This is a genomic window from Paenibacillus sp. TC-CSREp1 (genome assembly GCF_050171015.1).
GTDB lineage: Bacteria > Bacillota > Bacilli > Paenibacillales > Paenibacillaceae > Paenibacillus > Paenibacillus silvae.
In genome coordinates this window covers 310,914-336,135 of the sequence record NZ_JBNOKM010000004.1, presented here as the reverse complement: position 1 = coordinate 336,135, position 25,222 = coordinate 310,914, and the positions used below count along the sequence as shown (strand labels likewise).

The 25,222-nt window shown below is 46.7% G+C and carries 23 protein-coding genes and 1 riboswitch; of the genes, 17 read left to right on the top strand and 6 right to left on the bottom strand.

Annotation, left to right across the window (positions count from 1 at the left end):
- Positions 1-36: 36 nt before the first annotated feature.
- A complete protein-coding gene (locus tag ACQSGY_RS08100) occupies positions 37-528 on the top strand; it encodes a Fur family transcriptional regulator (RefSeq protein WP_427051465.1) in 492 nt (163 codons plus the stop codon).
- Positions 529-654: 126 nt separating this feature from the next.
- Positions 655-2,964, top strand: a complete 2,310-nt coding sequence (locus ACQSGY_RS08095) for a DNA topoisomerase 3 (RefSeq protein ID WP_427051464.1) — start codon at positions 655-657, stop codon at positions 2,962-2,964.
- 128 nt (positions 2,965-3,092) lie between these two features.
- Here the strand turns inward: ACQSGY_RS08095 and ACQSGY_RS08090 are convergent, their stop codons facing one another.
- Positions 3,093-3,857, bottom strand: coding sequence for an HAD family hydrolase (locus ACQSGY_RS08090; protein ID WP_216514486.1), 765 nt, complete (start codon positions 3,855-3,857; stop codon positions 3,093-3,095).
- A 46-nt stretch (positions 3,858-3,903) separates the two neighbouring features.
- Positions 3,904-4,824 (bottom strand): ArsR/SmtB family transcription factor, encoded by a 921-nt coding sequence (locus tag ACQSGY_RS08085; protein WP_216514485.1) that lies wholly within the window; start codon positions 4,822-4,824, stop codon positions 3,904-3,906.
- A 212-nt stretch (positions 4,825-5,036) separates the two neighbouring features.
- Between ACQSGY_RS08085 and ACQSGY_RS08080 the strand changes: the two genes are divergently transcribed.
- The 5 genes from ACQSGY_RS08080 (at position 5,037) to ACQSGY_RS08060 (ending at position 10,602) form a co-directional block, all read left to right on the top strand.
- Positions 5,037-6,227, top strand: coding sequence for an MFS transporter (locus ACQSGY_RS08080; RefSeq protein WP_427051463.1), 1,191 nt, complete (start codon positions 5,037-5,039; stop codon positions 6,225-6,227).
- An 83-nt stretch (positions 6,228-6,310) separates the two neighbouring features.
- Positions 6,311-7,036: a phosphonate ABC transporter ATP-binding protein gene (locus ACQSGY_RS08075; protein ID WP_145401876.1), complete on the top strand. Its 726-nt coding sequence runs from the start codon at positions 6,311-6,313 to the stop codon at positions 7,034-7,036.
- Between the two features lie 8 nt (positions 7,037-7,044).
- Positions 7,045-8,382 (top strand): hypothetical protein, encoded by a 1,338-nt coding sequence (locus tag ACQSGY_RS08070; protein WP_427051461.1) that lies wholly within the window; start codon positions 7,045-7,047, stop codon positions 8,380-8,382.
- Positions 8,375-9,073: a response regulator transcription factor gene (locus ACQSGY_RS08065; RefSeq protein WP_090916668.1), complete on the top strand. Its 699-nt coding sequence runs from the start codon at positions 8,375-8,377 to the stop codon at positions 9,071-9,073. The genes ACQSGY_RS08070 and ACQSGY_RS08065 overlap by 8 nt, the downstream gene beginning before the upstream one ends.
- Complete coding sequence (locus ACQSGY_RS08060) at positions 9,070-10,602, top strand: sensor histidine kinase (RefSeq protein WP_427051459.1); 1,533 nt, start codon at positions 9,070-9,072, stop codon at positions 10,600-10,602. Before ACQSGY_RS08065 ends, ACQSGY_RS08060 begins: the two co-directional genes overlap by 4 nt.
- Positions 10,603-10,740: 138 nt before the next feature.
- Here the strand turns inward: ACQSGY_RS08060 and ACQSGY_RS08055 are convergent, their stop codons facing one another.
- On the bottom strand, positions 10,741-11,967 hold the full coding sequence (locus tag ACQSGY_RS08055; protein WP_427051457.1) for a glucose-1-phosphate adenylyltransferase: 1,227 nt from the start codon (positions 11,965-11,967) through the stop codon (positions 10,741-10,743).
- Between the two features lie 196 nt (positions 11,968-12,163).
- Between ACQSGY_RS08055 and glgB the strand changes: the two genes are divergently transcribed.
- Together glgB and glgA are read left to right on the top strand one after the other, a co-directional pair.
- A complete protein-coding gene (glgB, locus tag ACQSGY_RS08050) occupies positions 12,164-14,161 on the top strand; it encodes a 1,4-alpha-glucan branching protein GlgB (protein ID WP_427051456.1) in 1,998 nt (665 codons plus the stop codon).
- Positions 14,162-14,389: 228 nt separating this feature from the next.
- Positions 14,390-15,820 (top strand): glycogen synthase GlgA, encoded by a 1,431-nt coding sequence (gene glgA / locus ACQSGY_RS08045; RefSeq protein WP_427051455.1) that lies wholly within the window; start codon positions 14,390-14,392, stop codon positions 15,818-15,820.
- A gap of 230 nt (positions 15,821-16,050) precedes the next feature.
- Here glgA and ACQSGY_RS08040 read toward each other — a convergent pair whose 3' ends face one another.
- Positions 16,051-17,226: a M20 family metallopeptidase gene (locus ACQSGY_RS08040; RefSeq protein WP_427051454.1), complete on the bottom strand. Its 1,176-nt coding sequence runs from the start codon at positions 17,224-17,226 to the stop codon at positions 16,051-16,053.
- A 227-nt stretch (positions 17,227-17,453) separates the two neighbouring features.
- Between ACQSGY_RS08040 and ACQSGY_RS08035 the strand changes: the two genes are divergently transcribed.
- From ACQSGY_RS08035 to ACQSGY_RS08025, 3 genes are all read left to right on the top strand, one after another.
- Positions 17,454-18,890 carry an ABC transporter substrate-binding protein/permease gene (locus ACQSGY_RS08035; protein WP_427051516.1) on the top strand — a complete coding sequence of 479 codons (1,437 nt, stop codon included), beginning with the start codon at positions 17,454-17,456 and terminating at the stop codon, positions 18,888-18,890.
- Positions 18,877-19,599: an amino acid ABC transporter ATP-binding protein gene (locus ACQSGY_RS08030; protein ID WP_427051453.1), complete on the top strand. Its 723-nt coding sequence runs from the start codon at positions 18,877-18,879 to the stop codon at positions 19,597-19,599. The genes ACQSGY_RS08035 and ACQSGY_RS08030 overlap by 14 nt, the downstream gene beginning before the upstream one ends.
- 231 nt (positions 19,600-19,830) lie before the next feature.
- Positions 19,831-20,024: riboswitch (cyclic di-AMP (ydaO/yuaA leader) on the top strand.
- A gap of 2 nt (positions 20,025-20,026) precedes the next feature.
- Positions 20,027-20,695, top strand: coding sequence for a 3D domain-containing protein (locus ACQSGY_RS08025; protein ID WP_216514474.1), 669 nt, complete (start codon positions 20,027-20,029; stop codon positions 20,693-20,695).
- Between the two features lie 152 nt (positions 20,696-20,847).
- On the opposite strand, the gene ACQSGY_RS08020 is transcribed toward ACQSGY_RS08025, so the two are convergent.
- Complete coding sequence (locus tag ACQSGY_RS08020) at positions 20,848-21,654, bottom strand: polysaccharide deacetylase family protein (RefSeq protein WP_427051452.1); 807 nt, start codon at positions 21,652-21,654, stop codon at positions 20,848-20,850.
- 156 nt (positions 21,655-21,810) lie between these two features.
- Between ACQSGY_RS08020 and ACQSGY_RS08015 the strand changes: the two genes are divergently transcribed.
- From ACQSGY_RS08015 to ACQSGY_RS07995, 5 genes are all read left to right on the top strand, one after another.
- Complete coding sequence (locus ACQSGY_RS08015; protein ID WP_427051451.1) at positions 21,811-22,188, top strand: hypothetical protein; 378 nt, start codon at positions 21,811-21,813, stop codon at positions 22,186-22,188.
- A 148-nt stretch (positions 22,189-22,336) separates the two neighbouring features.
- The gene (locus tag ACQSGY_RS08010; RefSeq protein ID WP_111271969.1) at positions 22,337-23,008 is read left to right on the top strand and encodes a PspA/IM30 family protein; all 672 of its coding nucleotides are present in this window, start codon (positions 22,337-22,339) and stop codon (positions 23,006-23,008) included.
- 96 nt (positions 23,009-23,104) lie between these two features.
- Positions 23,105-23,506, top strand: coding sequence for a DUF350 domain-containing protein (locus ACQSGY_RS08005; protein ID WP_216514471.1), 402 nt, complete (start codon positions 23,105-23,107; stop codon positions 23,504-23,506).
- A 23-nt stretch (positions 23,507-23,529) separates the two neighbouring features.
- On the top strand, positions 23,530-24,036 hold the full coding sequence (locus ACQSGY_RS08000; RefSeq protein ID WP_216514470.1) for a DUF4178 domain-containing protein: 507 nt from the start codon (positions 23,530-23,532) through the stop codon (positions 24,034-24,036).
- Positions 24,037-24,047: 11 nt separating this feature from the next.
- Entirely contained in the window at positions 24,048-24,797 is a 750-nt protein-coding gene (locus ACQSGY_RS07995; protein ID WP_145401889.1) for a DUF4247 domain-containing protein, read from the top strand.
- A gap of 113 nt (positions 24,798-24,910) precedes the next feature.
- Here ACQSGY_RS07995 and ACQSGY_RS07990 read toward each other — a convergent pair whose 3' ends face one another.
- The gene (locus tag ACQSGY_RS07990; protein WP_289372144.1) at positions 24,911-25,207 is read right to left on the bottom strand and encodes an HNH endonuclease; all 297 of its coding nucleotides are present in this window, start codon (positions 25,205-25,207) and stop codon (positions 24,911-24,913) included.
- Positions 25,208-25,222: the final 15 nt, after the last annotated feature.

Here is a 25,222-nt window from a genome sequence, read left to right as displayed (position 1 = left end):
AAAATAAGGTAGAATTATTAACGGAGGTGCACCCGCATGGCAGGTAATCGGGACAAGTCCATTACAGAGCAAATTCATCAAATTAAAAATCAATTGGTTGATAAAGGTTATAAGTTAACGCAACAGCGTGAAGTGACAGTACGTGTGCTGCTTGAACATGAGAAGGATCATTTCAGCGCAGAGGAAGTATTTTTGCTGGTCAAGGAGAAGTTCCCGGAGATCGGGCTTGCAACCGTCTATCGAACACTGGAGCTGCTGAGCGACCTTCAGGTTGTTGAGAAAATTAATTTTGGGGATGGAGCGGCTCGTTTCGACCTGCGCAGCACAGACGGCTCTCATCATCATCACCATCTGATCTGTACCGAATGTGGAAGTGTAGAGGAAATTATGGAAGATGGACTGCTGAAACTGGAGCAGCAGGTGCTGCGCCAGTATGGATTTGCGGTCACAGATCATCGGCTTGATTTTCAGGGAGTCTGCAAAGAATGCAGAGAAAAGCATAAGGTAGATGAGCAAGCGGCTGGATAATTCATTTCCGGTAGGTGCTCTTGAATCCAAAATCTGATATAATATGTTTCAGAAGCAAGGGGCTTCCGTCGGCGGAAGGCCCCTTTTTGCCGTCATACATGGCGGTGAAGGAGGAGAGATGGACGGATGAAGACACTGGTTATCGCGGAGAAACCCGACATGGGTCGAACCATTGCCGCCGTCATAGAACCAAAAGCCAAAAATAATCGAACATATCTGGAAGGTGAGCATTATATCATCACCTGGGCAATTGGGCATTTGCTCGGATTGGCTGAACCGGATGCCTATGATTCGAAGTACAAGCGCTGGAACATTGCAGACCTGCCGATCATCCCGGAGCAATTTAAAATTGTGCCCAATCCACGGACAAAGGATCAGCTTAAAACGATCGGAGAACTCGCAAAGCGGGCTTCGTCTATCGTGAATGCATGTGATGCCGGGCGGGAAGGGCAGTATATTTTTGCCCTCATTCAGCAGCAGTTGAAGCTGCGCCAGCCTGTCAAACGTTTATGGATATCGGACTTGACGGCCGAGAGCATCCGGCGTGGATTTGATGGGCTTAAAGATGCGTCTGAATTTGAAAATCTGACACATGCAGCGCGTGCGCGAAGTGAAGCGGACTGGCTGATTGGCATGAATGCCTCCAGGGCGTTCACGACAAGGCATAATGCTCTTTTGTCTGTAGGCCGTGTGCAGACACCCGTGCTCGCGCTGATCTATGATCGGGAGATCGAGATTGAGGCTTTTCAATCACAGACGTTCTATGAAGTAGCAGCCTGGTTTCGACAGGAGGGTGTCGAGTATCGGGGGGTACGTCAAGGCGACAAGCTGACGGATGCGGAAGCCGCAGAGGCCATAGCAGTCAGTGTGAAGGGCAAGACAGGGCACATCGCGAAATATGAAGCCAAACAAACGAAGGAGTATCCGTATCGGCTGTATGACCTTACTCTTTTGCAGCGGGAGGCGAATGCGAAGTATGGTTACGGGGCCAAAAAAACACTGGATATCGCGCAGGCGTTATATGAAAAACATAAAGTCATTTCGTATCCGCGTACCAATTCCAACTATGTGACGGAGCAGAACATTGAAGGCATGCACAAAACGCTGCAGCTGCTCAAAAATGGAACCTACAGCGAGCTGGCATTGGGTGCAAAGCCTGAGCTGGTGCACAAGAACAATAAAGGGGTATGTAATCCGACCAAGGTGGAGGATCACCATGCGATTCTGCCAACGTTGAAACGGCCAGGAACGCTGTCCAAGGATGAACAGAACATTTACGATCTGATTGTGCGACGTTTTTTGTCTCATTTCTATCCCCCAGCGGAGTACAAGCAGCATACCGTGCTGACGGTAGTTGAAAAGCATGAGTTCAAAACGTCTGTCAAAGAGCTGTTGTCGCTTGGCTGGAAAGTCGTACTGGGTTCCAATGATTCGGAGCAAGGGGCTTCGGGCAAGAAAAAAAGCAAAAAAAACGGCAATGAAGAAGAGGAAGCCGAGGAATGGACCGACAAAGCGTTTGCGGTACAGCCTGACTTGCCTGTTCATTGTACAAAGAGTGAGTTTAAAGAGAAAGCAACCCAGCCGCCCAAAAGTTACACAGAGGGAACGCTGCTCAAGGCAATGGAGAGCGCAGGCAAACAGATCGAGAATGAAGAGCTGCGGGATGCGATGAAAGACAGCGGTCTGGGTACCCCGGCGACACGTGCCGCAACGATTGAGCGACTCAAAAATGTAGGTTATATCACGATGCAGGGGAAAAAGATGCAGTTGACTCTGAAAGGACGGACAGCCATCGAGCTGATTCGTCGTGCAGGTGTAGATTTGCTGACTTCCCCTGAGATGACCGGGCAGTGGGAACGCCGATTGCACCAGATTTCCAAAGGTGAGGCAGGACAGGACAAGTTCATGGAAAACGTCAAAAAATTTACGTTGTCCATTATTGAGAAGGTACGTGTTCAGACTCCGGCTGCGGCCAATGCTTTTGGTGAAGATACACGTGGAGGTAAGGGCAAGGGTAAAGGGACTTCAGCTCGCAAGTCACTGGCAGGAAACACCTCCACTAATCGTGCCGGTTCAAGGAAAGCTTCCGCAGCCAATACAAGCTCAAGTACACAAACGGCTGTGCGAACAAGCGCTTCACCGCAATCAGGTGTGAGAGAGGTGCTTGCTTCATGTCCTTCTCCCGGCTGCAGCGGGCAGATCATTGAGGGCAAGAAGGGGTACGGGTGCTCTCGTTTCAAAGAAGGCTGTACGTTTGTCATCTGGAAAGAATATGCGGGTAAAAAGATTACAAGCAGCATGTTAAAGTCGTTAGTGGAGAAGGGCAGCACGCAGGTGCTCTCGTTCAAACGCAAGGACGGCAGCACGGTGAAGGCACGTATCATTTTGAAGAATGCTGCGACAGGCGAGTTATCAGGGGAGAAGCAGGAAACCTAAAAAATCCTGAAAATCTGAAAATCCTGTCCGTATACACAATGAAAAAGAAACCCGTGTTACCGGTGAAATGTCCTAAACAAAGGATGCATTCGCCAGGAAGCAGGGTTTCTTGTCATTTGCAGGACTCATTATCCATGGGTTCTTTGCTTCTGCTGCTGTTCTATATTTTCATGAATTACTTTAGGGACCTCTTCCAGCGCAGTGATCGTATACATGGAGGTTTCCGGGTTGGGCTGCAGCTCCACGATATTATACTGCCATTCATTGGGCTGTTTGATATAGATGCTGTGAATTCCGGCGTTCACGGCAGGCATGATGTCTGTGCGAAGCGAGTTGCCGATCATCCAGGTTGCACGCCGGTCAAACGGGCCGCTCGCGAGAATGCCCTCCAGTGCTTCGATATTTTTGTGCTGACGAATGTAAATACGGTCATCAAAGTAAATAGAAAGTTTCATCTGATCAATTTTACGCTGCTGAATCACCGTTTCCCCGCCAGTGTAAAGATAGAGCGAATGTCCAGCGGACTTCAGGTCTTCTAACGTTTCTACCATATGGGGGTAAGGTTCAACTTCCTGTGTGTATACACTCATGCCCAGCTTGCTCAGGTATGTTTCTTCTTTGGTTGAAGTAGGCCGGGCATACTTTTTGGAAAAGTAACGATACGTATCAATCAGGGACTGCGGAAAATGGTGGCTTGCGAACCCGACCTTGTTTACACCAGTCACGTCTATTTCAAGCTGCTTCTCCCGAATCTGCTGCGTGGTCAGGGGATGTCCATCAAACCATTGCATCATGTTCTCAAAGAACTCTCCCAGAACCAGATTAAAGTATTTATTACAATACACAAGGGTATCATCGAGATCAAACAAAATATGTTGTTTAATTAAAGCCATAGTTACTCACTCCTTACAGCCGGCAAACTTCTATTGCTCACATCATTCAGATGCGAATATAGGATTCCAGAAACATATTTAATTCAGATACGCCGTCTGGCCGAATGCTGTATTTTTCTTTACGATTGCTTCCAAGCAGATGCGTACGCAGCAGACCGGCAATACGAAGGGCCATGACCTGATCTTTCACTGGATCTTCATCTTTGCCAAGCTCTTCACACATCTCTGCAAGCGACTTCGGTTCGTCCGATACATATCTTAACAGGCGAAGTCTTTCGGGATCTGCCAACGCATGCGTGAATCGAAGCAAACATGTTGGCGGCTCGTCTTCGCTTTCCTCGGGTGTATCTACAGGATACTGTATAATCATCATGCCTTCATAGAAGCAGTACATGTTAATTGGACGGTTATGCACAGTCGGGAACAGAATAACTTCGTTAAGTCCGGGCATCGGTTCAACAATTACACCTGCTGTGGCGTATTCAATTAATAATTCAGGCCCCATCTTTTCAAGCAAAATACGTTTTTCTTCAGCGTCTTCTTCAAGCCATACACGATAATCCTCGCTTATATTCTTGCAGTAATGCTGATCCCATAGTCGCAATAATGGGACATAGCTGTTCCGAATACGCGTGGATTCTTCTATTGTAAGCTCAGGCATTAAAGGAGATACGCGTGCAAACAATTCTTCTGCTGAAAGTTCGGAGAGCATATTCAGAAAGTCCTGGTTCTCCGAGGTTGTATTCTGATAAGCTGCCCATGCAAACAGAACATCGAAATCGTCAAAGGGCCACGTTGCGGCTGGTGCAAGTGCGGCTCTCACATTGGAGCTTAGCTTGCCTTCAACGTCCTGAATCCATTCAGGACCAATGTCCAGATGCTGAATCCATTTCTTAGTAACATAGACCAGAAAGCTGTTAAGCATCTCATATATCGGTGAGACATCAATTTTAACGTGATAAGCCATAATGATGCAGAATCCTCCCGTCACATCTAGATATACACAGCGACTTATGTACTATTATGGCTTGTTTTGCAGGGCGTTGTCCACTATAATGTTCAAGTTCGGGATTATATCGCTTCACAATCGTTAAAGTATACACCTATATAAAGACAGACTAAAGATCGTCAGCGATGGCGATTTTTCTTTGTTTGCGCTTGCAGGAGGAATAAATTATTGTGACATCCCTATTCAAATCTAAAATATCACCTTCCACATTAAACTATTTGATCCTGATTACTGTTATTGTTGCAGCAGGAGTCAGCCAAGGGCTGTTGCTGCCTGTGCTATCCATTTTCCTGGAGCAGCAGGGCGTTTCTCCCGGGGTGAATGGGCTAAATGCTGCAGCGCTCTATGTGGGCTCCTTTGCCATGACACTGGCTGCCGAGCGTCTGCTTGGGGCATTGGGATTTAAAAAGCTGATTGTTGGCGGTTTGATTTTGGTCATGCTGCCTTTACTGTTGTTTCCTTACTTTCCTGGACTGAAAATATGGTTTGTGCTTCGCCTGATTGTTGGCATTGGAGATAGTGCTTTGCATTATGCTGCCCAGCTATGGGTGCTACTGGTCACGGCACCTGAGAAGCGGGGGCGGTACATATCGCTATACGGTATGTCTTATGGACTGGGCTTCAGTATCGGCCCGCTAGGAATTAAACTGCTCACGTTCGGTGATGCTGTTCCGTTTCTGGTGCTGTTTGCAGGTATGGCCGCAGTGCTTGTTCTGGTCATGCTGAAGCTGCCAGATACCAGGCCAGAAAAAGCAGAGCATGGTCATTTGCCGGAACGGCGTTTTCGCCGCAGCTTCGCCTGGGCATGGTATGCCTTGCTGCCGGCACTATTATACGGTTATATGGAGGCTGGCATGAACAGCAATTTCCCGGTGTATGGGCTCCGAATCGGATATGATGCAAACGAGATTGCTTCCCTGCTTCCTTTTATAGGGATCGGGGGATTGTTTCTTCAGCTTCCGCTTGGCATGTTAAGTGACCGATATGGTCGAAAACATGTTCTGATGACAGCTGGTATAGGAGGAGGCCTTGCGTTTATGCTAGTTCCTCTTGTAGGCACGCATTTTTGGTTAACGCTGATACTCATGCTCATTGCGGGCGGGCTTGTCGGTTCCTTTTTCTCTCTCGGTCTGGCGTATGCCGCAGATATTTTGCCGAAAGCCTTGCTGCCTGCAGCAAATGTAGTCGCCTCATTTCATTTTACGATCGGAAGCATCGTTGGCCCCAATCTGGGGGGGCAACTGATTAATTGGGTGTCCCCTGGCAGCATGTTTACGATGCTTGGTTGCCTTTATATCATTTTTGGCATCACGGGTGTATTATTTCGGCGTAAACGTGAAGCGGAATTTGTGTTAAAATAGAAGCGGGTGTTCGCATGGAAATTGATGTCCATTTCCGAGTACACTAGTAGCAGGGAAAAACATGGACAAGAGGAGACATCGCGATGATCAGAGTGGAGAACTTGAGTAAATCCGTTGGAGTGGATCGTATTCCCATCCTGCGTGATATTCGTTTTGATATGCAGCAAGGAGAGATGATTGCGGTGGTCGGCTCCAGCGGGAGCGGCAAAAGCATGCTGCTGAAATGTTTGGCGATGAAAGAAAAGTGGGATTCCGGCAGTTTCACGGTCGATGGCATCGATATTTTGAAAGAGGGCTGGTCCGGTAAACAGAAAATCAGAAGAGAATGGGCATACTTGGAGCAGAACCCGCAGTTGTATCCGAGAAAAACGGCGCTTAAAAACGTACTTATTGGACGTTTTGGTCAGACTCCGTTATGGAGGATGGCAACAGGCATGGTGCGTTCAGACGACTACATGGGAGCGATGGATCATCTCGAAGGCCTTGGTCTCTTGGACAAGGCTCATCAGACTGCCGAGAAGATGAGCGGCGGCGAGAAACAGCGTGTTGCCATTGCACGTGCTCTTGCACACGGGGCCAAGGTTGTTCTGGCGGATGAACCGGTCATCGGTCTTGATCCCCACACCGCTGACGCCGTACTGGAGACTTTGCGCAAATTATGTGAAGAGGAACGAGCAACCATAATTACCGTGCTTCCGATTGAACTCGCAGAGAAGCATGCTTCACGAATCTGGGGCATTGCGGAAGGCCGGATTGTGTTTGATATACGCGGACGCAGATTGACACAGCAGGAAAAAAATCAGATTTAACCGATATAATGAAAAGAGTGATGAGATTGCTTAATTCGCGTTGGGGGCGCTGCATAGCAGCAGGTTCAATGGCTGTTCTGCTTGGAGCGGTGCTGAGCGGCTGTACGGTAATTAGCGACCCCAAGCTTCTGATGAAGCCGCCGATGATGTCTACGGACAAAGAGAAGCTGTATAATATTGTGCAAAAGGAAACTCCGCCCGAAAGCAAGCTGATTCGTCCTAAGGACATGAGCAACACGAGCATGATTCGTGTCGAGGACCTGAATGGCGACGGTATTCGTGAGGCGAGTGTTTTCTATGAGACGCCGAATGAAAATGTGCGTATCCATGGCATGATTTTGGAGGAGCAGGGAGGCTCCTGGGTCAAAAAACTGACGTTTGATGTACCAGGTAACGAACTGGAATCGTTTAAGGTAATGGATATTACGAATGATGGTAATCCGGACATCGTGGTGGGAGTCAGCCTGCAGGATCAGAAAGCTTTGACGGCTTATTCGTATAAGGGAGGCGTACTGGAGCAGGTACTGGGTGGTGTGCCGTATAATCAGGTGATTATTGATGATATGCAGGGCGATGCGCTTGATTTAAGCGGGGACGGCAAAAGTGATTTTGTTGTTGTTTCGTTAAATGCCAATGGATTCGCCACGATTGCTTTGTACCAGTATCAGGACGACAGCTTTAAGGAAATAGACAAGGTTGTTACGGACTATACGGTCAAAGAAGTATACAATGCGCTTGGCGGCGAGATTACTGACGGAAAAATGGGCATCGTGCTGGATGCAGACCTCGATGATCGCAGTTCCTTCACACAAATTATGTATGTTCAGGACAACAAACTCGTCAGCGCTTTTAAATCACCGGATCAAACGTACAGAGATGACAAAATTTTAAGCGGTGATGTGAATAATGATGGTATTATTGAGTTTGGATTAAAAGAAACACCAAAGGGCTGGGAGCATTACGTGTTTGATTCACGCATGTGGTTCTATACGTTCTACCAGTGGGATGGCAAAGAAGGCAAGAAGTTTGTGTCGTTCCAGTTCCGGGATGATGCAGACCTGTTCCATCTTAACCTGAAGCCGGAATGGTACGGCAAGATCACAATTGACACCAAATCGGAGAAGGAAAAATATATCCGGTTCAAAATGATCAAAACGGATGAAACCGTGGCCGAGGTCAAATATTTTACATTTTCACAGTGGGATCTTGAAAAGGGGAAAAGCTGGAAGGAAATTACGCGAACGAAAGATCGGGTAATTGCATCACGTGTTGCACAAGCGGAGGCGGGCAAGGATGCATTAAGTAAAACTTCTCAGCTGAATAGAAAGGAAGAACTTAATGAGTAAAGTACTTATTCTTGAGGATGAAGAATCCATCCGTAGTTTTATCGTAATTAACTTGAAAAGAAACGGATTTGAAGTCCTGGAAGCCGGGGATGGGCATGAAGCGCTTCGCATTCTACAATCCGTCCCGGATATTGATCTGGCGCTGCTGGACGTTATGGTGCCGGGAATTGACGGGTTTGAAGTATGCAGACGCATTCGTGAAACGAACGAACGGCTTGGCATTATTTTTCTGACGGCAAAGGTTCAGGAGCAGGATAAAGTATACGCTCTGTCAGTCGGGGCAGATGATCACGTAAGCAAACCGTTCAGTCCGACCGAACTGATTGCACGTATTCAATCCTTGCTGCGCCGGGTCAACGTGCATCGCGAAACCGCCGCCAAGGTAACGTTCCAATCCGGACCGTTCTCTCTCGATCTAATCTCCAAACAGTTTAAAAAGAATAATGAAGCGATCGAGCTGACGCCTACAGAGTTCTCTTTAATACAGTTTTTCCTTGAAAAAGAAAATACGCCGCTGAGCCGGGATCTGCTGCTGGATCACGTATGGGGCAAAGAGTACATGGGTGATCCTAAAATTGTGGATGTTAACATCCGTCGTTTGCGTCAAAAAATCGAGAACAATCCTTCCGAGCCTGAATACCTGCAAACTGTATGGGGTCACGGGTACAAATGGAAGGGCCGGGATCAATGATAAAAAAAGGTATTACGCGGCAGATTGTGCTGCATTATTTTATTGTAGTATTTCTCGCACTCGTACTGGTTGAATTTGTATTCATGCTGGCCGTGCAGCGGTTTTATTACGAGAGTATCTACAATACGATTAGCACCCACATCACCAACAACAGAGACTTTCTTGAGCCGATAGCCAGAGCGAGCAATGGAGAGGACGGCAATAACAATTTGTCCAGATTGCTCGTTCGCCTTGCTTTGGACAACACCGAGCTGGAGATTCTCGATCTGAACGGGCGGGTGTTAGCAAGTTCGACAGCATTTGAATCAGATCGGGCAGTGCTGCAGACAAGTGATATTATGCAGGCGCTGAACGGTGATATGGGACGCTGGATCGGCAGGCAGCCGAATACGGGTGAATCGGTCATGGCTGTGGCTAACAAATTCGATCTGGGCGGGGAGAACACGTACATTGTACGTTATCTGACCTCTCTAGAATCCGTCAACTCGAAGCTGCTCGTCATGGGACTGCTGGCTATTGCGGTCGGTGTTGGCGTACTTGCCATCGTGTTAATTATCAGTATAGGTATGGCTAACTCGATTGTACGTCCAATCAACAGCATTACAGCGGTATCCGCACAGATGGCGAAAGGACGGCTGGATGTGCGAGTCAAGGGCAATTACAAACACGAACTCGGCGAACTTGCTTCAACGCTGAATTTCATGGCCCATGAGATTGTGCGCAGTAACCAGATCAAGGATGACTTTATTTCCTCCATATCGCATGAACTGCGAACGCCGCTGACCAGTATCAAGGGATGGAGTGAGACACTCGACTCGGGCGGGTATGACCCGGAAGAAACACGCATTGGTATGGGAATCATCGCCAAGGAAACCGAGCGGTTGATTGGGCTAGTGGAGGAAATGCTTGATTTCTCCAAGCTGCAGCAAAATCAGATGAAGCTGGTTAAAGGTACAGTGAATATCCGTGAGATTGTACAGGAGACAATGCTGAATGTTTGGGCCAAAGCAGAACAAAAGCAGGTTCATCTGAAGCTGGAGACGGATGAGACGCGTGCCTACAATGTGTATGGTGACGGGAATCGTCTGAAACAGGTCTTTCTGAATATCGTGGACAATGCGATCAAGTTCTCGCATGAGAATTCCTGGATCTTTCTGTCTGTCAAAGAGGAGAACGGGCAGATTGTTGCTTCCGTTCAGGATACGGGTATCGGTATTAGCGAGGAGCATTTGATCAAGGTAAGAGATCGCTTTTTCCAGGTCAACCATCAAAATGGTGGAACCGGGCTTGGGCTTGCCATCACACAAGAGCTAGTGGAGCTTCATGAGGGTACCATTACGATTCAAAGTGAGCTGGGATCAGGTACAACAGTTACGGTAACTTTGCCTATGCTTATCGAGGAGAATTCGCTGGCTGAACAAGGTATGATAAGTACAGAGCCTGAAGTGAAGCCTGAATCGGGCAATGCTCTTGCTCAGTCGGAGCAGCAGCGTTCAGCTCAAGATTCGTCTGATCAAGAGAAGAAATGATCAATGTGGGTGAATCTCACTTACCAGGATGATATAGTTAAAAACGAAAGGCGAGCCGTCATGGCTCGCCTTCTTATCATATCGCATGTTCTTATGTTGTTATTTATGTTTAAATCCTGAAAATCCCAAGTTCATACATTATGAGGATAATCCACCTGTACGGAGACGACCACTTTTTTCGTAAACTTCTTTTAGTATACGCACCGGCTGTGTGCGAACAGCTGGTTTAGGTGTTACGACTTCATTTGGTCCAACAACGACAATTTCGTCAGCTGTACCTTTAACAATGGCACCGTCCTTGATGATGGCTCCTTCACCGATAATGGCACGTTCAATATGAACGCCGCGGCCTACGCGTGCATTTGGCATAATAACACTGTCAAGCACTTCGGAGCCTTTGCCGACTTCTGCACCACAGAAGATGACGGAGCGTTCTGCACGGCCTTCAATGGCACAGGAGTCGTGAACCATAGAGGAGATATGCTCCGTTTGTGGCTGTCTTGCTTTGATTGCACTCGGTTTAGAGCGCCATTCGCGGGTAAACATCGGCCAGTCTTCTCTCTGCAGGCTCCAGTTCTCCTCGTTGTACAGCAGATCCATATGTGCATCCCAAAGACTTTTCACCGTGCCAACATCTTTCCAATATCCATTAAAGTTGTATACATAAAGAGAGTTTGTTTCATTTAACATCTGCGGGATGACATCTTTACCAAAATCATGACTCGAGTTTGGGTTCGCAGCATCTTCAAGCAGATGCCGTTTCAAATATTGCCAATTAAACATGTAAATGCCCATCGAAGCGAGGTTGCTTTTCGGTTCAGCAGGTTTCTCGGCAAATTCGGTTACGCGCAGATTTTCATCTGCGGCCATAATGCCAAAACGATGAGCTTCGTTCCAAGGCACTTCCATAACGGAAATCGTCGCAGCAGCGTTGTTAGCCTGGTGTGCCTCAAGCATCTCGCGATAGTTCATATGATATATGTGATCACCCGACAAAATCAGCACATTTTCGGGGTTTTGCTGGTCAATATAATCCATATTTTTAAATATGGCATCCGCAGTTCCCAAGTATTCGTCATTTCCTGTATGATAAGATGGAAGCAAGGAGATTCCGGTCTTTTTTGAATCACCATGTGACCATGGCTCTCCTTGACCAATGTGTTCGTGCAACGATTCCGCTTGGTACTGCGTCAGAACTCCTACAGTGTCGATTCCTGAGTTAACGCAGTTACTGAGAGGAAAATCGATGATACGGTAGTGCCCGCCAAACGGTACAGCGGGTTTTGCAATTCTCGAGGTTAAAGGAGCTAATCGCTTTCCTTCTCCTCCCGCCAACAGCATAGCGATGCAATCTTTATTAAACATGATCGTTTCCCTCCCAAAATATTTGTGCATTGTAGTACATTAGTAAACGAAAGCAGGGCTTGTGAAACTATTGTTATTGTAAAAATTCTGAAAAACTACATCATTTTTTTAAATAACGCATTTTTCTTTTCAACTTGGCTAAAATGGGGTAATGGTTAGCGTTATATCTATTTTCTGGAGAAAAGAAGGTGATCTCTTGGCTATTCAACCGCTGACACATCCGGATATTTTGCCGGAGCATATTTATTTATTTCATGAAGGTAATCTTCATCACAGTTATCGAATGTTGGGCGCGCAGCCTGAGACTCGCGATCACCGTCAAGGGTTCCGCTTTACCGTGTGGGCACCAAATGCCGTAGAAGTTGGACTGGCTATGGACCGTAATGGGTGGAAGGGTGAAATGGAACCATTATATAAGATACCCGAATCAGGATTTTGGAGTCGTTTTTTTCCGGGAATTGAAGAAGGTACTTTATACAAATTTCGCATTTTAACGGAAGACGGCACCGAAATGCTCAAAGCCGACCCTTATGCATTTCAGGCCGAGGTTCGCCCTCAAACGGCATCTGTTACAAGTTCGATCCAAGGCTACAAATGGAATGACGGTGCGTGGAGACGCAAGCAGCGCACGATCTTCAATAAGCCTTTACATATTTATGAAATGCATTTGGGCACCTGGAAGCGGAAAGACGATGGAAGTTTATACAGCTATCGTGAGATGGCAGACTTGCTCGTTCCTTATTTACAGGAGATGAATTACACTCATGTCGAAATGATGCCGCTCAGTGAACATCCGTATGATCTGTCATGGGGATACCAAAACACCGGGTTTTACGCGCCAACCAGCCGTTATGGGCATCCAAAAGATCTGATGTATCTGGTGGATACTTTACATCAGGCGGGTATCGGCGTATTGCTGGATTGGGTGCCTGCTCATTTTGCCAAGGATGCTCATGGTCTGCGTCTGTTCGACGGAACACCGCTGTATGAATACGCAGATCCGATGTTAGCCGAGAAGCCGGGATGGGGCACACTCAGCTTTGATTATTCCAAACCGGAGGTTCGTTCATTCCTCATCTCCAATGCATTGTATTGGCTGGAAATGTATCATTTTGACGGACTTCGGGTAGATGCGGTAACAAGTATGCTGAGACTTGATTTTGAAAAGCAGCCCGGTCAGTATCGTACCAATGATGAAGGCGGCCTAGAAAACAAGGAAGCGGTAGCCTTTCTACAGCAATTAAATACTACGGTTTTTGAATATTTCCCCTATGCACTAATGATGGCTGAAGAATCCAGTGCATGGCCGATGGTTACGATGCCGGTGGACAAAGGCGGTCTGGGTTTTAACTATAAGTGGAACATGGGCTGGATGAACGATACGCTGGACTACATGGAATCTGACTTTCATGAACGTGCTTCCAAACATCATTTGCTGACATTCCCGGTTGTATACTCCTTTTCTGAAAATTATGTGCTTCCTCTGTCTCATGACGAGGTGGTGCATGGTAAAAAGTCACTTCTGAACAAAATGCCAGGAAGTTATGAGCAGAAATTCGCGGGTATGCGCGCGTTTCTCGGTTATTTCATGACATTCCCGGGCAAAAAGCTGTTATTCATGGGCGGAGAGTTCGGCCAGTTCATCGAATGGAAAGATGAGGATCAACTGGACTGGTTTTTGCTCGATTATGACAGTCACCGCAGCCTGCACAGGTTTGCACGGGAGCTGTCTAATCTGTACATCCGTGAAAAAGCTTTGTGGGAGCTTGATCATTCCTTTGACGGTTATGAATGGATCACTCCGGATGATCAGGGCCAAAGTGTCATTTCATACGTACGCAAAGGAAAAAAACCTGCGGATACACTCCTGGTGCTCATTAATTTCCAGCCTGTCAAAAGGGAGCGTTACCGGATTGGCGTCATGCGTCCCGGTATGTATACCGAAGTTCTGAACAGTGATCATATCGATTACGGTGGTTCAGGGATAACTAATAATATGCAGTTGCCTACGCAAAAGATTCCTTTTCACGGGCATGGACACAGCCTGGAACTGGATTTGCCGCCGCTCAGCGTTGTCATTTTAAAGAAGATGACACGTCGGAAAACGGAGCCCAGCGCTGAAGGTAGCGCTTCCGTGAAATCGAAAAAAAATATAGCAAAAAAAGAGAAAAAGACCAAAGTGAAAGCTATATAAGTTGAACTATTTATTTACACGTTAACGGAGAGGATAGAAAAAACCTGTAAAAGCGTAGCGGTCGCCTTTATCACCGGATTTTCCCCTTTGGAAAAGGGAATCCAAAAAATCTGGTGATAACAGCGATTGGAAGGTTGTTCTGTCATCGGAGTGGATTGTGTAAAATCTTTAGTTCAATTTATATGGCCCAGAGGACAGCACGCTTAAGCCAAAAAGGGGGACAAAAGCATGAACATTTTATTTGCCGCAGCGGAGGCACATCCGTTTATCAAAACAGGAGGACTGGCCGATGTCATTGGTGCTCTGCCTCAGGCCTTGAAAAAAAATGGAGCAGATGTACGTGTGATTCTGCCGAAGTACAAAGGTATTCCTGACGAATACAAACAGGCGATGAAACCTGTGCTTGTAACGGATATTCCACTGGGATGGCGCAGACCTTATTGCGGGATTGAAATGTTGGAGCATGATGGAATTCCGGTCTACTTTGTAGATAATGAGTATTATTTTGCAAGGGACGGGGTTTATGGATATATGGATGATGGTGAGCGGTTTGCATTTTTTAATCGTGCTGTGCTGGAGGTGCTGCCGCAGCTCGATTTCAAGCCAGATGTTCTGCACACGCATGACTGGCATGCGGGCATGATCCCTCTGCTTTTGAAGGCACATTATGCCCATGATTCGTTCTATAGTGAGATGCGAACGGTGTTCACTATACATAATTTGCTGTATCAAGGTGTGTTCCCGCACGAATTGTTTAGTGAGATTATGGAGCTGGATGACCGTTATTTCACGATGGATGGTGCCGAGTATTACGGAAATGTGAATTTTCTAAAAGCAGGCATAGTGTTCTCGGATCATGTGACTACCGTAAGCCCGACATACGCAAGAGAGGTACAGACTTCACATTACGGATACGGTCTTGATGGACTGCTCAGCTCATTGGGAGACCGCTTTAGCGGCATAGTGAACGGGATTGATACCAAAAATTATAATCCGGCAATGGATAATAAAATTGCTGTTAAATATAGAACGAGCCTGTCCAAAAAGGTTGAAAATAAAATCGAGCTGCAAAAGGAGTTGGGACTTCCCGTTCGCCCGGATGCTCCTCTGATGGTGATGGTGACAAGACTTGTGGATTCAAAGGGTTTGGATCTCGTATGTCGCGTGCTGGATGAACTGCTTTATTATGATGATATTCAATTTGCGGTGCTGGGGACTGGTGATGAAGCATACGAGCATTGGTTCCGGGAAGCGGCCAATCGGTATCCTCTCAAAATGTCAGCGCAAATTACGTTTAACGATGGTTTGTCTCGCCGCTTCTACGCAGGCAGTGATATTTTCCTGATGCCATCAAAGTTCGAGCCATGTGGAATCAGCCAGCTGCTGGCACTGCGTTATGGCAGTGTACCGCTGGTAAGGGAAACTGGAGGACTAAACGATACAGTGCAGGCCTATAATGAGTTTACCGGGGAAGGGAACGGCTTTTCCTTTACGAATTTCAATGCCCACGACATGATGAACACCATACGCCGTGCAGAGGAGTTCTATCGTAAGCCGGATCACTGGAAGAAGATTGTTAAAAATGCAATGGGTGGAGAGTACAGCTGGGATGTGTCAGCAGAGGAATACATGGAAATTTACCGTCGTATTCAGGTTTAGATCATCTCGTTGGGCTTGTCTTGTTTCTACTCAGAGAGCTTAGTATTGCCGCAGTGTTGAAACTGCGGTTTTTCCATTTAACAGCATGTTTAGAGTGAGATAGTGTGCTGTTTGATGAAGTTGAAATGGTAAAAATTGAAAAGAGTCAGCTTGAAATGAGAACAGCTGTGAATTAAATAATTCTTGTCTGTGCATTTCAAGCTAACACTGATTTTAAGTGAGGTGGTTTCTTATCGAACGGCCTGCTCGAATTCTGCGCGAACAGCTTGCAGCAGCTCAGGTTGGCTGATGACGTCAAACGCAGTTCCGGCGAGTGCTTTGGCGCCAAGAATCATGCCATCAAGGGCACGTTCTTGCAGGGCGAGATCACGGAATTCGATCGAGTGCAGCGTGTGTACTTCGTCCACCACCTTGATGTACGGGTGGATGGCTGGACAGCGCAGCGATACGTTGCCAATATCCATCGAGCCATGATCGTTTCCGCTGATAATCTCTTCCTGCGGAATGCCAAGCTCAATCAAATTATGGCTGAACGCGTTAGAAAAGGTTTCATTGGTTACCATCTCATCATAAGACGTTTCATAATTGGATGTTACGAGCCTGCAACCTGTCTGGAGAGCGGCTCCTTGTGCAATTTGAATGACACGCTCGGTTAACACGTTTAATTCTTTGCGGGTAGCAGCGCGAACGTAAAACTGAGCGGAGGCATAATCCGGGATGATGTTTGCCGCTTGTCCGCCGCTGTTAATAATGCCATGAATGCGAACAGTGCTTTTGACCTGCTGACGGAACGCGTTAATTCCGTTAAAGGTTTGAATGACGGCATCCAGTGCATTGATACCTTCATGCGGGCTGGCAGCAGCGTGGGAAGCTTTTCCGTGAAACTCGAATTGCACCGCATCAATCGCAAGGGAGCTGCCTGATTTTTCATACGCATAGAACGGATGGGCCATCAGGGCTACATCACATGTATCAAATAAACCGGCTTCCGCCATTGGAACCTTCGCTCCACGTGTTTCCTCCGCAGGTGTACCAAAAACCTTAATTGTGCCGCCCAATTCGTCAAGAACAGCTTTCAAGCCGACAGCTGCACCGAGGCTCATCATGCAGATCAGATGGTGACCACAGGCATGGCCGATCTCAGGCAAGGCGTCGTACTCACAGAGCAGCGCAATCGTAGGGCCGGGTTTGCTAGCAGTGTAAGTTCCGATGAAGGCAGTCTCCAGTCCAAGCACCGGCGCCTGTACTTCAAATCCATGATAGGACAATTCTTCCTTCAGACGGGCAGAGGCCAAATATTCTTCATTTCCAAGTTCAGGATGTGCTCCAATATATGATGAAATGTCTTTGAAACGGGAAGCATATTGATCAATCACGTTAAATATTCGGGTTTTATCTGATGTCATAGGTAAACTCCTTTGGTAAAATGAAAATTGTCTTGTAATCATAACATATTTGCAATGTTGTTTTCAGAAACACATCAAAATTCATCTCGAAAATGCATTGCATAATCATGCATTGTACTTTATAATGACTCAGTCATCAACACATTGACTGACGAATCAGTACGTAAAAGTAATTATAGCATTGTAAGGGGAGAACAAGGTTGAAATTAATAAGTCGTTATACCGTAATGCTGTTGACGTTTCTTCTTTTTCTGACGGCGGCTGCACCTGCGGCGCTGGCGAGCGGAACTACCAACAGCTCAGGCGGCAAGAAGCTGGTGCTCGGGACGAGTGCCGATTTTGCACCCTATGAATTTCACAAAGTAATTAATGGTAAAGATGAAATCGTTGGCTTTGATATTGCGATTGCCAAAGAAATTGCCAAGGATCTGGGAGCAGAACTTGTCATCGAGGATATGGGCTTTGACGGACTCCTGCCTGCGCTGCAAAGTGGTCGTGTGGATCTGGTCATCTCAGGTATGACACCGACAGATGAGCGCAAAAAAAGCATTGATTTCTCGGAATCATATTATAAATCAAAGCAAGTCATTATGGTCCGTAATGTTGACAAAGACAAATACCCGGATATGAAGGCGCTGGAAAACGCAAAAATCGGTGTACAAAAGGGCTCCATCCAGGAAACGATTGGACAGAAGATTCCAGGTGCGAAGCTGACTTCCCTGGATAAAATCTCCGACATCGTGCTTCAGCTGCAAACGAAACGTGTGGATGCGGCGATTGTGGAGGATACCGTAGCTGCCGGATATCTCGATGATATGATTGGTCTTGCCCCGGCGGTTCCGGACGAGGAACAGGTTGAGGCAGCAATCGGGATTCGCAAAGGCAACACAGAGCTGCTGACCGCAGTGAACCAAACGCTGGAGCGACTGAAAAGCGAAGATAAAATCAACCAGATGGTGACGGATGCAAGTCTCCTGATGGCTGACAGAGTCAACAAATCACAAAATATTTTTGAAGTATTCTGGCAGTATAAAAGCTTCTATGCAACAGGTATCGGTTATACGCTGCTGTTATCGGCATTGGGTGTATTGTTCGGGGTGATCATCGGTCTGATTATCTGTCTCTTCCGTCTTCATAATATGGCAGTATTGCGCTGGATCGGTACAGCTTATGTTGAAGTCATTCGGGGTACGCCAATGCTGGTGCAGCTCATGATTATTTATTATGGTGTTTCCTTGACTTTTGGCATTAACTTCTCGGCGCTTCAAGCAGGTATTATGACACTTTCCATTAACAGTGGTGCGTATCTTGCAGAGATTTTCCGTGCAGGGATTCAAGGCGTGGACCGTGGTCAATTGGAGGCAGCCCGCTCACTTGGTATGGGCAGAGGCGCTGCGATGCGTTATATTATTTTGCCACAGGCCTTCAAAGCCGTGTTGCCGGCGATCGGTAACGAGTTTGTGACCATCATTAAAGAATCTTCCATTATCTCGGTCATCGGTATGGTGGATATTATGTATCAGGCAAGTGTAGTCAAAAACATTACGTACCAGGGAATGAATCCATTCCTTATTGCGGCAGCGATTTATTTTGTAATGACATTTATTTTGTCCAAGCTGCTGGGTCGATTGGAAAGGAAGTTGGGTGCAAGTGATAGACGTTAGACAATTACACAAATCTTATGGAAAAAATGATGTACTGAAGGGAATTGACGTAACCATCGCCAAAGGTGAGGTTGTTGTGGTAATCGGTCCTTCCGGTTCAGGGAAAAGTACGTTTCTGCGCTGTCTGAACCTGCTGGAGCAGCCAACCTCAGGCCAGATTGAATTTGAGGGTGTATCGATTACTGACCCCAAGCACAATATCAACGCAACTCGTGAAAAGATGGGCATGGTGTTCCAGCATTTTAATCTGTTCCCACATAAAACGGTGCTGCAAAACATCACGATTGCTCCGATTAAGGTGAAGAAACAATCGACGGAGGAGGCCAACAAAATCGCCGAGGATCTTCTAAAGACGGTCGGTTTGGCTGACAAAAAAGATGTGTATCCCAATCAGCTGTCTGGTGGACAAAAGCAGCGGATTGCAATTGCAAGAGCACTGGCTATGCAGCCGCATGTAATGCTGTTTGATGAGCCTACATCAGCTCTGGACCCTGAGATGGTTGGAGAGGTGCTGGAAGTTATGAAACGACTGGCCGAAGGTGGCATGACGATGGTGATTGTTACACATGAGATGGGCTTTGCGCGTGAGGTGGGTGACCGCATCCTGTTCATGGACGGTGGAGTTATTGTTGAAGAAGGTACACCTGATGAGGTGTTTGGCGCTCCCAAGCATCCACGGACACGTGATTTTCTTGCAAAAGTTCTCTAATTGATTTTTATATTCCATTAGAATCAAAGCGTTATCGACCTGATGTGTCGGTAACGCTTTTTTTTAATTTTCGATCAAGAAATGTAACCTTTCTGTTACCTGATTGCTAATGATAATACCTGGGGAATGGATCTGAAATAGTGATTTTTTTATGAAAAAGCAGACTGGATCAGGCTGGTGAATCGCAAAATGGTAACATTTACTACAGCTCATGGTTACAAAATTGTGATATATTGAATGCGGCCGAAATTTCCGGAGAGGAAATGCGGGGGATGTAACAATGCAATTGTCCTGTCATATGGACAGCACACTGCTAGGGGTGAATTAGGAATACATAATGCATCAGCATGTTCAGTACAGCCTATAGGGTGGGTTCCTCCATCCGAATCCGACAACTAACTTCGCAGGCATAATGAGGAGGAAGACCATGTTTAACCACAAACGTATATCAAAAGCAGCCATCGCACTACTGACATCCGTACTATTGATTCAAGCTGTTCCCGCTCACGCAGAATCTGTACATGTTGCTAAAGAGGGAGATACGTTCTTTACGTTATCGAAGCAGTATGGCGTTTCCACAGACAAATTAATGAATGCCAATAAAAATATTTCACCGTATAACATCTATGGTGGTTTGAAAATTACGATTCCGGGCCAGGAAGAAGCAGCGGCGGCACCAGCAAAGATGAAAGCTCAAGCAAATACGGTTAAAGCTGCCAGTCTGGATGTGAATGCCGAGAATAAAGTTGTACAAGCCTGGGGTAAAACCTTTGATTACAGCAAAACCATCAATGTGAAGGCTACAGCATACTCCGCGGATGCTTCTGAAAATGGAGGATGGGGCGCTGTCGATTATTTCGGCAATCCGCTGGAGCTTGGAACCATTGCGGTAGATCCGAAGGTCATTCCTTTTGGCACGAAAGTGCTTGTAACGGGCCATTCACATCCGGGGCTGCCGAAGCAAGCCTTCGTAGCTACGGCACTCGATGCAGGGAGTGCGATTAAAGGCAATCGCATTGATATTTTCATTCCGGGCAGCAAGCAGTTTGTAAATACATTTGGTTTCCAGGATGTTGAGCTTTACGTTTTAAAGTAGTTGCTTGATTAATGGACTTGATTCTGGATGTATCCATGATTAAAAGCTAATAAAATTGAATAACAAACAGATACAGGGTGTTCTTGGGTATTATCATGATGTGTTGTCATGTTAACGCCAAGGAACACCCTGTTTATTGCAGTCAGCTATATTTACTGCTTTTCCTTGGATAGCTTCAGCATTTCATCCAAAGTAACGAGATCATATCCTCGATTCCGCAGTTCCTCAATCACTTCAGGCAATGCTTCAACGGTACCATTCAGATTGGACCCTGTGCCTCCACCGGCATGCTGCAGTACAATGGAGCCGGGTTTGACCGCAGAAAGAATGTTATATTTCACTTTCTCTTTCGGAAGGCCCTTCCAATCCAGAGAATCAACATTCCAGTTAACGATGCTGTAACGCTGCTTTCGAGCCCAGCGAAGCTGTTCCTCATTAATATCACCATATGGGGGGCGAATCATTTTCGGCGTGTATCCGGTCAGACGCTGGATAATGTCTCCAGTACGTAAAATTTGCTTGCGAAAAGCGGTCATGGATAACTTGCTGAATTCAGGATGATTATAGCTGTGATTGCCTATAACATGCCCTTCCTTCACCATACGTTTTACCAGATCTGGATGTTTCTCGGCCCGGCTGCCTACAACAAAAAATGTTGCGCGCACCTTGTATTTTTTTAATACATCCAGCACCTGACCGGTAAATCGCGGATCGGGAACATCATCAAAAGTAAGCGCAACCTGCTTGGTGGAAGGACCGTTTGTTTTAAAGGTGTCCGCATATTTCTGCCGCAGTTGTCCCAAGGTCAGCTGCTCTTCTCCGGTATCTGAAGTGGATGCAGGGGTATGAGACCTTTCCTCAGCGCCTTCTGGGGACACATAAGCATGAGCGGGAGAAAGCGGCAAAGCTCCTAAGCTGATAACCGTAATAAACACAATCATAATGAGGCGTAAACGCATATGTAAAGGCCTCCTTTTTTCAAAAATGACGTTCTTTATGGTATGCCCTGTGATAGTGACTTTTATGCGTGTGTGAGAAGTCTCATTGCACAGTAGACGTCTAGAAAGTCATAATTCTACCATATATCACATATAGAGAAGGACAGGTGGAGTGAGATGAGTACATATGATCTGAAATCCATTCGATTAGAGGTTATTGAAGCCGGAGTGGATAAAGTATTTCTGGTTACTGGCGGGAAAGCTCATATTGGGGCTGTATCGACCTTCTATGTGGACCAGGAGCGCGTTAGCGGTACGACAGTGCATATCCCTGGTCATAAGGAGCAGGAGCTATGTGAGCGGCTTGCCCGAAAGGCAGCTCTTCAATTAAAGGTAACCGTTACGGTAATTATGGGCATTCATTTTGACAGCATCACACGCATGCAAATCGACGAAATCGTGCACACTGCAGAGAGGCTTATGGACGAACATTTGAGCAGGATGCCAGAGCAAACGCAGCTATCTGAGGAGTCGCAGGAAGAGCGGCCGAACTAAAAACGAATATAAACAGGATGTAGAAATTGCTTCTGGTAATCAGGCTTTCATCTTGTTTTAATTTTTTTGTGCTAAAATTGAAACGAGTTACAGAATGCTGCGTATGTATCTATATATACGATGAACTATCACTAGGAGGAATAACCTAATGTCCATTTTCAAAAGATTACGTGACCTGACCATGTCCAATATTAACGCGATTATCGACAAAGCTGAAGATCCAATCAAGATGACCGATCAATATATCCGTGACATGCAAGAAGATCTGGAGGATGCCGAGAAAGCAGTAGCCGCTCAGATTGCCATTGAGAAAAAGTTCAAGCAGCTGTATGAAGAGCAGGAAGCTCTCGTAAAAAAACGTGAAGAGCAGGCCCACACAGCAGCTCGTGCACAGAATATGGATCTGGCGCGCCGGGCATTGGAAGAGAAAAAAGCAGCTGAAGAAAAAATGGTGGAGTACAAAGCCAGCTACGATCAAAACAAAGCTTCTGCTGACAATCTTCGCGGCAAACTGGATGAGATGCGTAAACAGCTGACACAAATGAAAAACAAACGCGAAACGTTGGTTGCTCGTTACAATGCGGCGAAGGCTCAAACCGAGATCAACAAAGCGCTGAACGGATTCAGCTCTGACACAGCAAGTGCAGGCATGAAACGTATGGAAGAGAAAATGATGCAAATGGAAGCTCAAGCGGAAGCCAGCAACGAGATGTCTTCCAAAGGCAAATCACTGGATGAAGAGTTCGAAAAGCTGGGCAAGGATGCCGCAGTTGAAGACGAACTTGCTGCTCTGATGAAGCAGTACGAGAATAAAAACTAAACACCTTGGCAGTCAGCAGGGTTAATCAGCGGAGGAGAACAAAGTTTCTCCTTCGCTTTTAAATGCGAATCATGTTGATAAGTGGAGGCTGTGTAAATGGATTTAAACATTTTGGCGATGCTGGTCTGGACTGCTTCAGGTTCGGTTTTGCTGTTTTTGCTGATGTACGTGGATTCACTGTTTACAAAATATAAAGATTTTGCTGAGGTAAAGGCTGGCAACATGGCGGTCACCACCCGGATGGTTATGAAGCTGTTCGCACAAGGGTATGTGCTTGCAACATCCATCTCTACGGCTGGGCATCTTGGGGAAGCACTTCTCGTTTCTGTAGTTTCCTTTGTTATTTTGTTGGTTCTGGAAAGTATTGTTCATTTCGTCATTCGCAGGTGGGCTGCTTTGGATCTGGATACAGGGATTCAGCAGGGCAAAACGGGATATGGACTTTTCTCAGGCGCTTTACATATCGTGGGCGCACTGATTATTGCAGCTTGTCTATAAGATAAGGAACAGGAGTAATTGGCATGAGTGTATGGAAACGTATTAAAGGAATACTAGCTAAACCTGAACCGCCTAAGGCAGAGAAAACGATGCTTCAGCTCGGACCTGGCGATATCTGTGAAGTGTCCCTCATTACGTACGAAGTTGTTGGCAGGGTGCAGAATCGGGCACGCAATGCCGTCGTGCTTACGCTGCAGGATGGCAGTTCATTCCGGTATTTGCATGTGGAAGAGCGGGAAATCACACGTTATGCTCTGTACATTCCTATTGACGGCAGGCTTGATGCTCCAGATGAAGTGCCGACCATTCTTGAGCTGGATGATCATGTGTATCATCTGGAGGAGGAGTATGGGGGAATGGTCCAAACGGTGGGCAGAACACCTTATGGTCAGGCTGGCGAACAGCTGGTATGGCAGTATCAATCGGATGATAACAAACTTCTTCGTGTGGAATGGCAAGACAGAAGGTTTAACCTGTATGAGGGTGAGTCCATTCTTCCTGCGGATATCAAAGTGATTCGTTCGAACTAGGAGAGGTTCCAATGAAAAAACGCTTGGCACATGGATTAAAATTAATGCTGGTCCTCAGCCTTGTGATGTCTCTGCTGTCTGCGTGCGGGGCAGCCCCTTCGGTTCAGGAGAACTACCCGCTTGAATCGGTCAGCGGCAGCGGCCAATCCACATCTTATGTGTACCGTGCTGCCGACCGCACCGTGCCAGAGGTAGCTCAGGAGCTTTCCGATCAGCGGAAGCCGGATCAAATCTCGGCCGAGAGCACGGAGCGAATGTTCCTGGTGTATTCCGATCAATATTACCACTTGCAGCAGGACCCCAAGAAACCGGAAGATACACTGGTTGAGGTGGATTCCAAGGAATATGTTCGGCAGAACTACAGCTCTTCCTTTTTACAAGGGTATCTGACAGCAACGCTAATCGGTAATCTGTTTGATACTTTCGGCGGGCGCGGGTCTGGTAACTATCGGGGTTATACAGAACGTGATACGTATAAACCGAGCGCCGGATCATACCGGGCACCTACGAGCAATGATAAAAAACTGGCCCCGCCACTCACCGTTGAACGCAAAGGTTCAATTACGAGACGTGGAAGTGACAAGGATACAAGCGTTGGTTCTGGCGGTGGTTTGTTCGACCGAAAGAAGGATCAGAGCAGAGGCAGCATCGATCGTAACAAAAGCAGCGGCGGCTTGGGTGGTTTGTTTGATTCTCCGAAAAAATCCTATAAAAAGCCAAAAACCCGCGTTGGCGGCGGCCGGATTATGAGGCGAAGATGACGGTCTGAGACCAGGTGGCTGAAGATGAGAACCAGCATAAAGCTAAGAGCAAAATAAGGAACAGTAACATGGTGAGCTGACAAAGTGTCAGCAGGCAGCGTGTTACTGTTTTTTTATGTTTTGCGGACGTGATGAGACTTCCGTACACGAGGTATCGTGGAAGCGGGTTGTTTACGTATCCAGCGCAGATATGGAACGATACGTTCATCTGCTCGCAGCGACTCCAGTGTGGTCAGACCGAGTGTGATCAGATCACGATTGGTGTATAACGAGTGAATCTGCTTGTGACAAGGGATGCATAGATTGGCTGTAGGCATAAACGTACCGCCCATCTCCTTCGGAGTTAGATGATGCACCGTTGTTTCGACGGGCTCTCTGCCGCATAACTCACAATGATTGCTTATATTCATGGTATTCACCTCCTG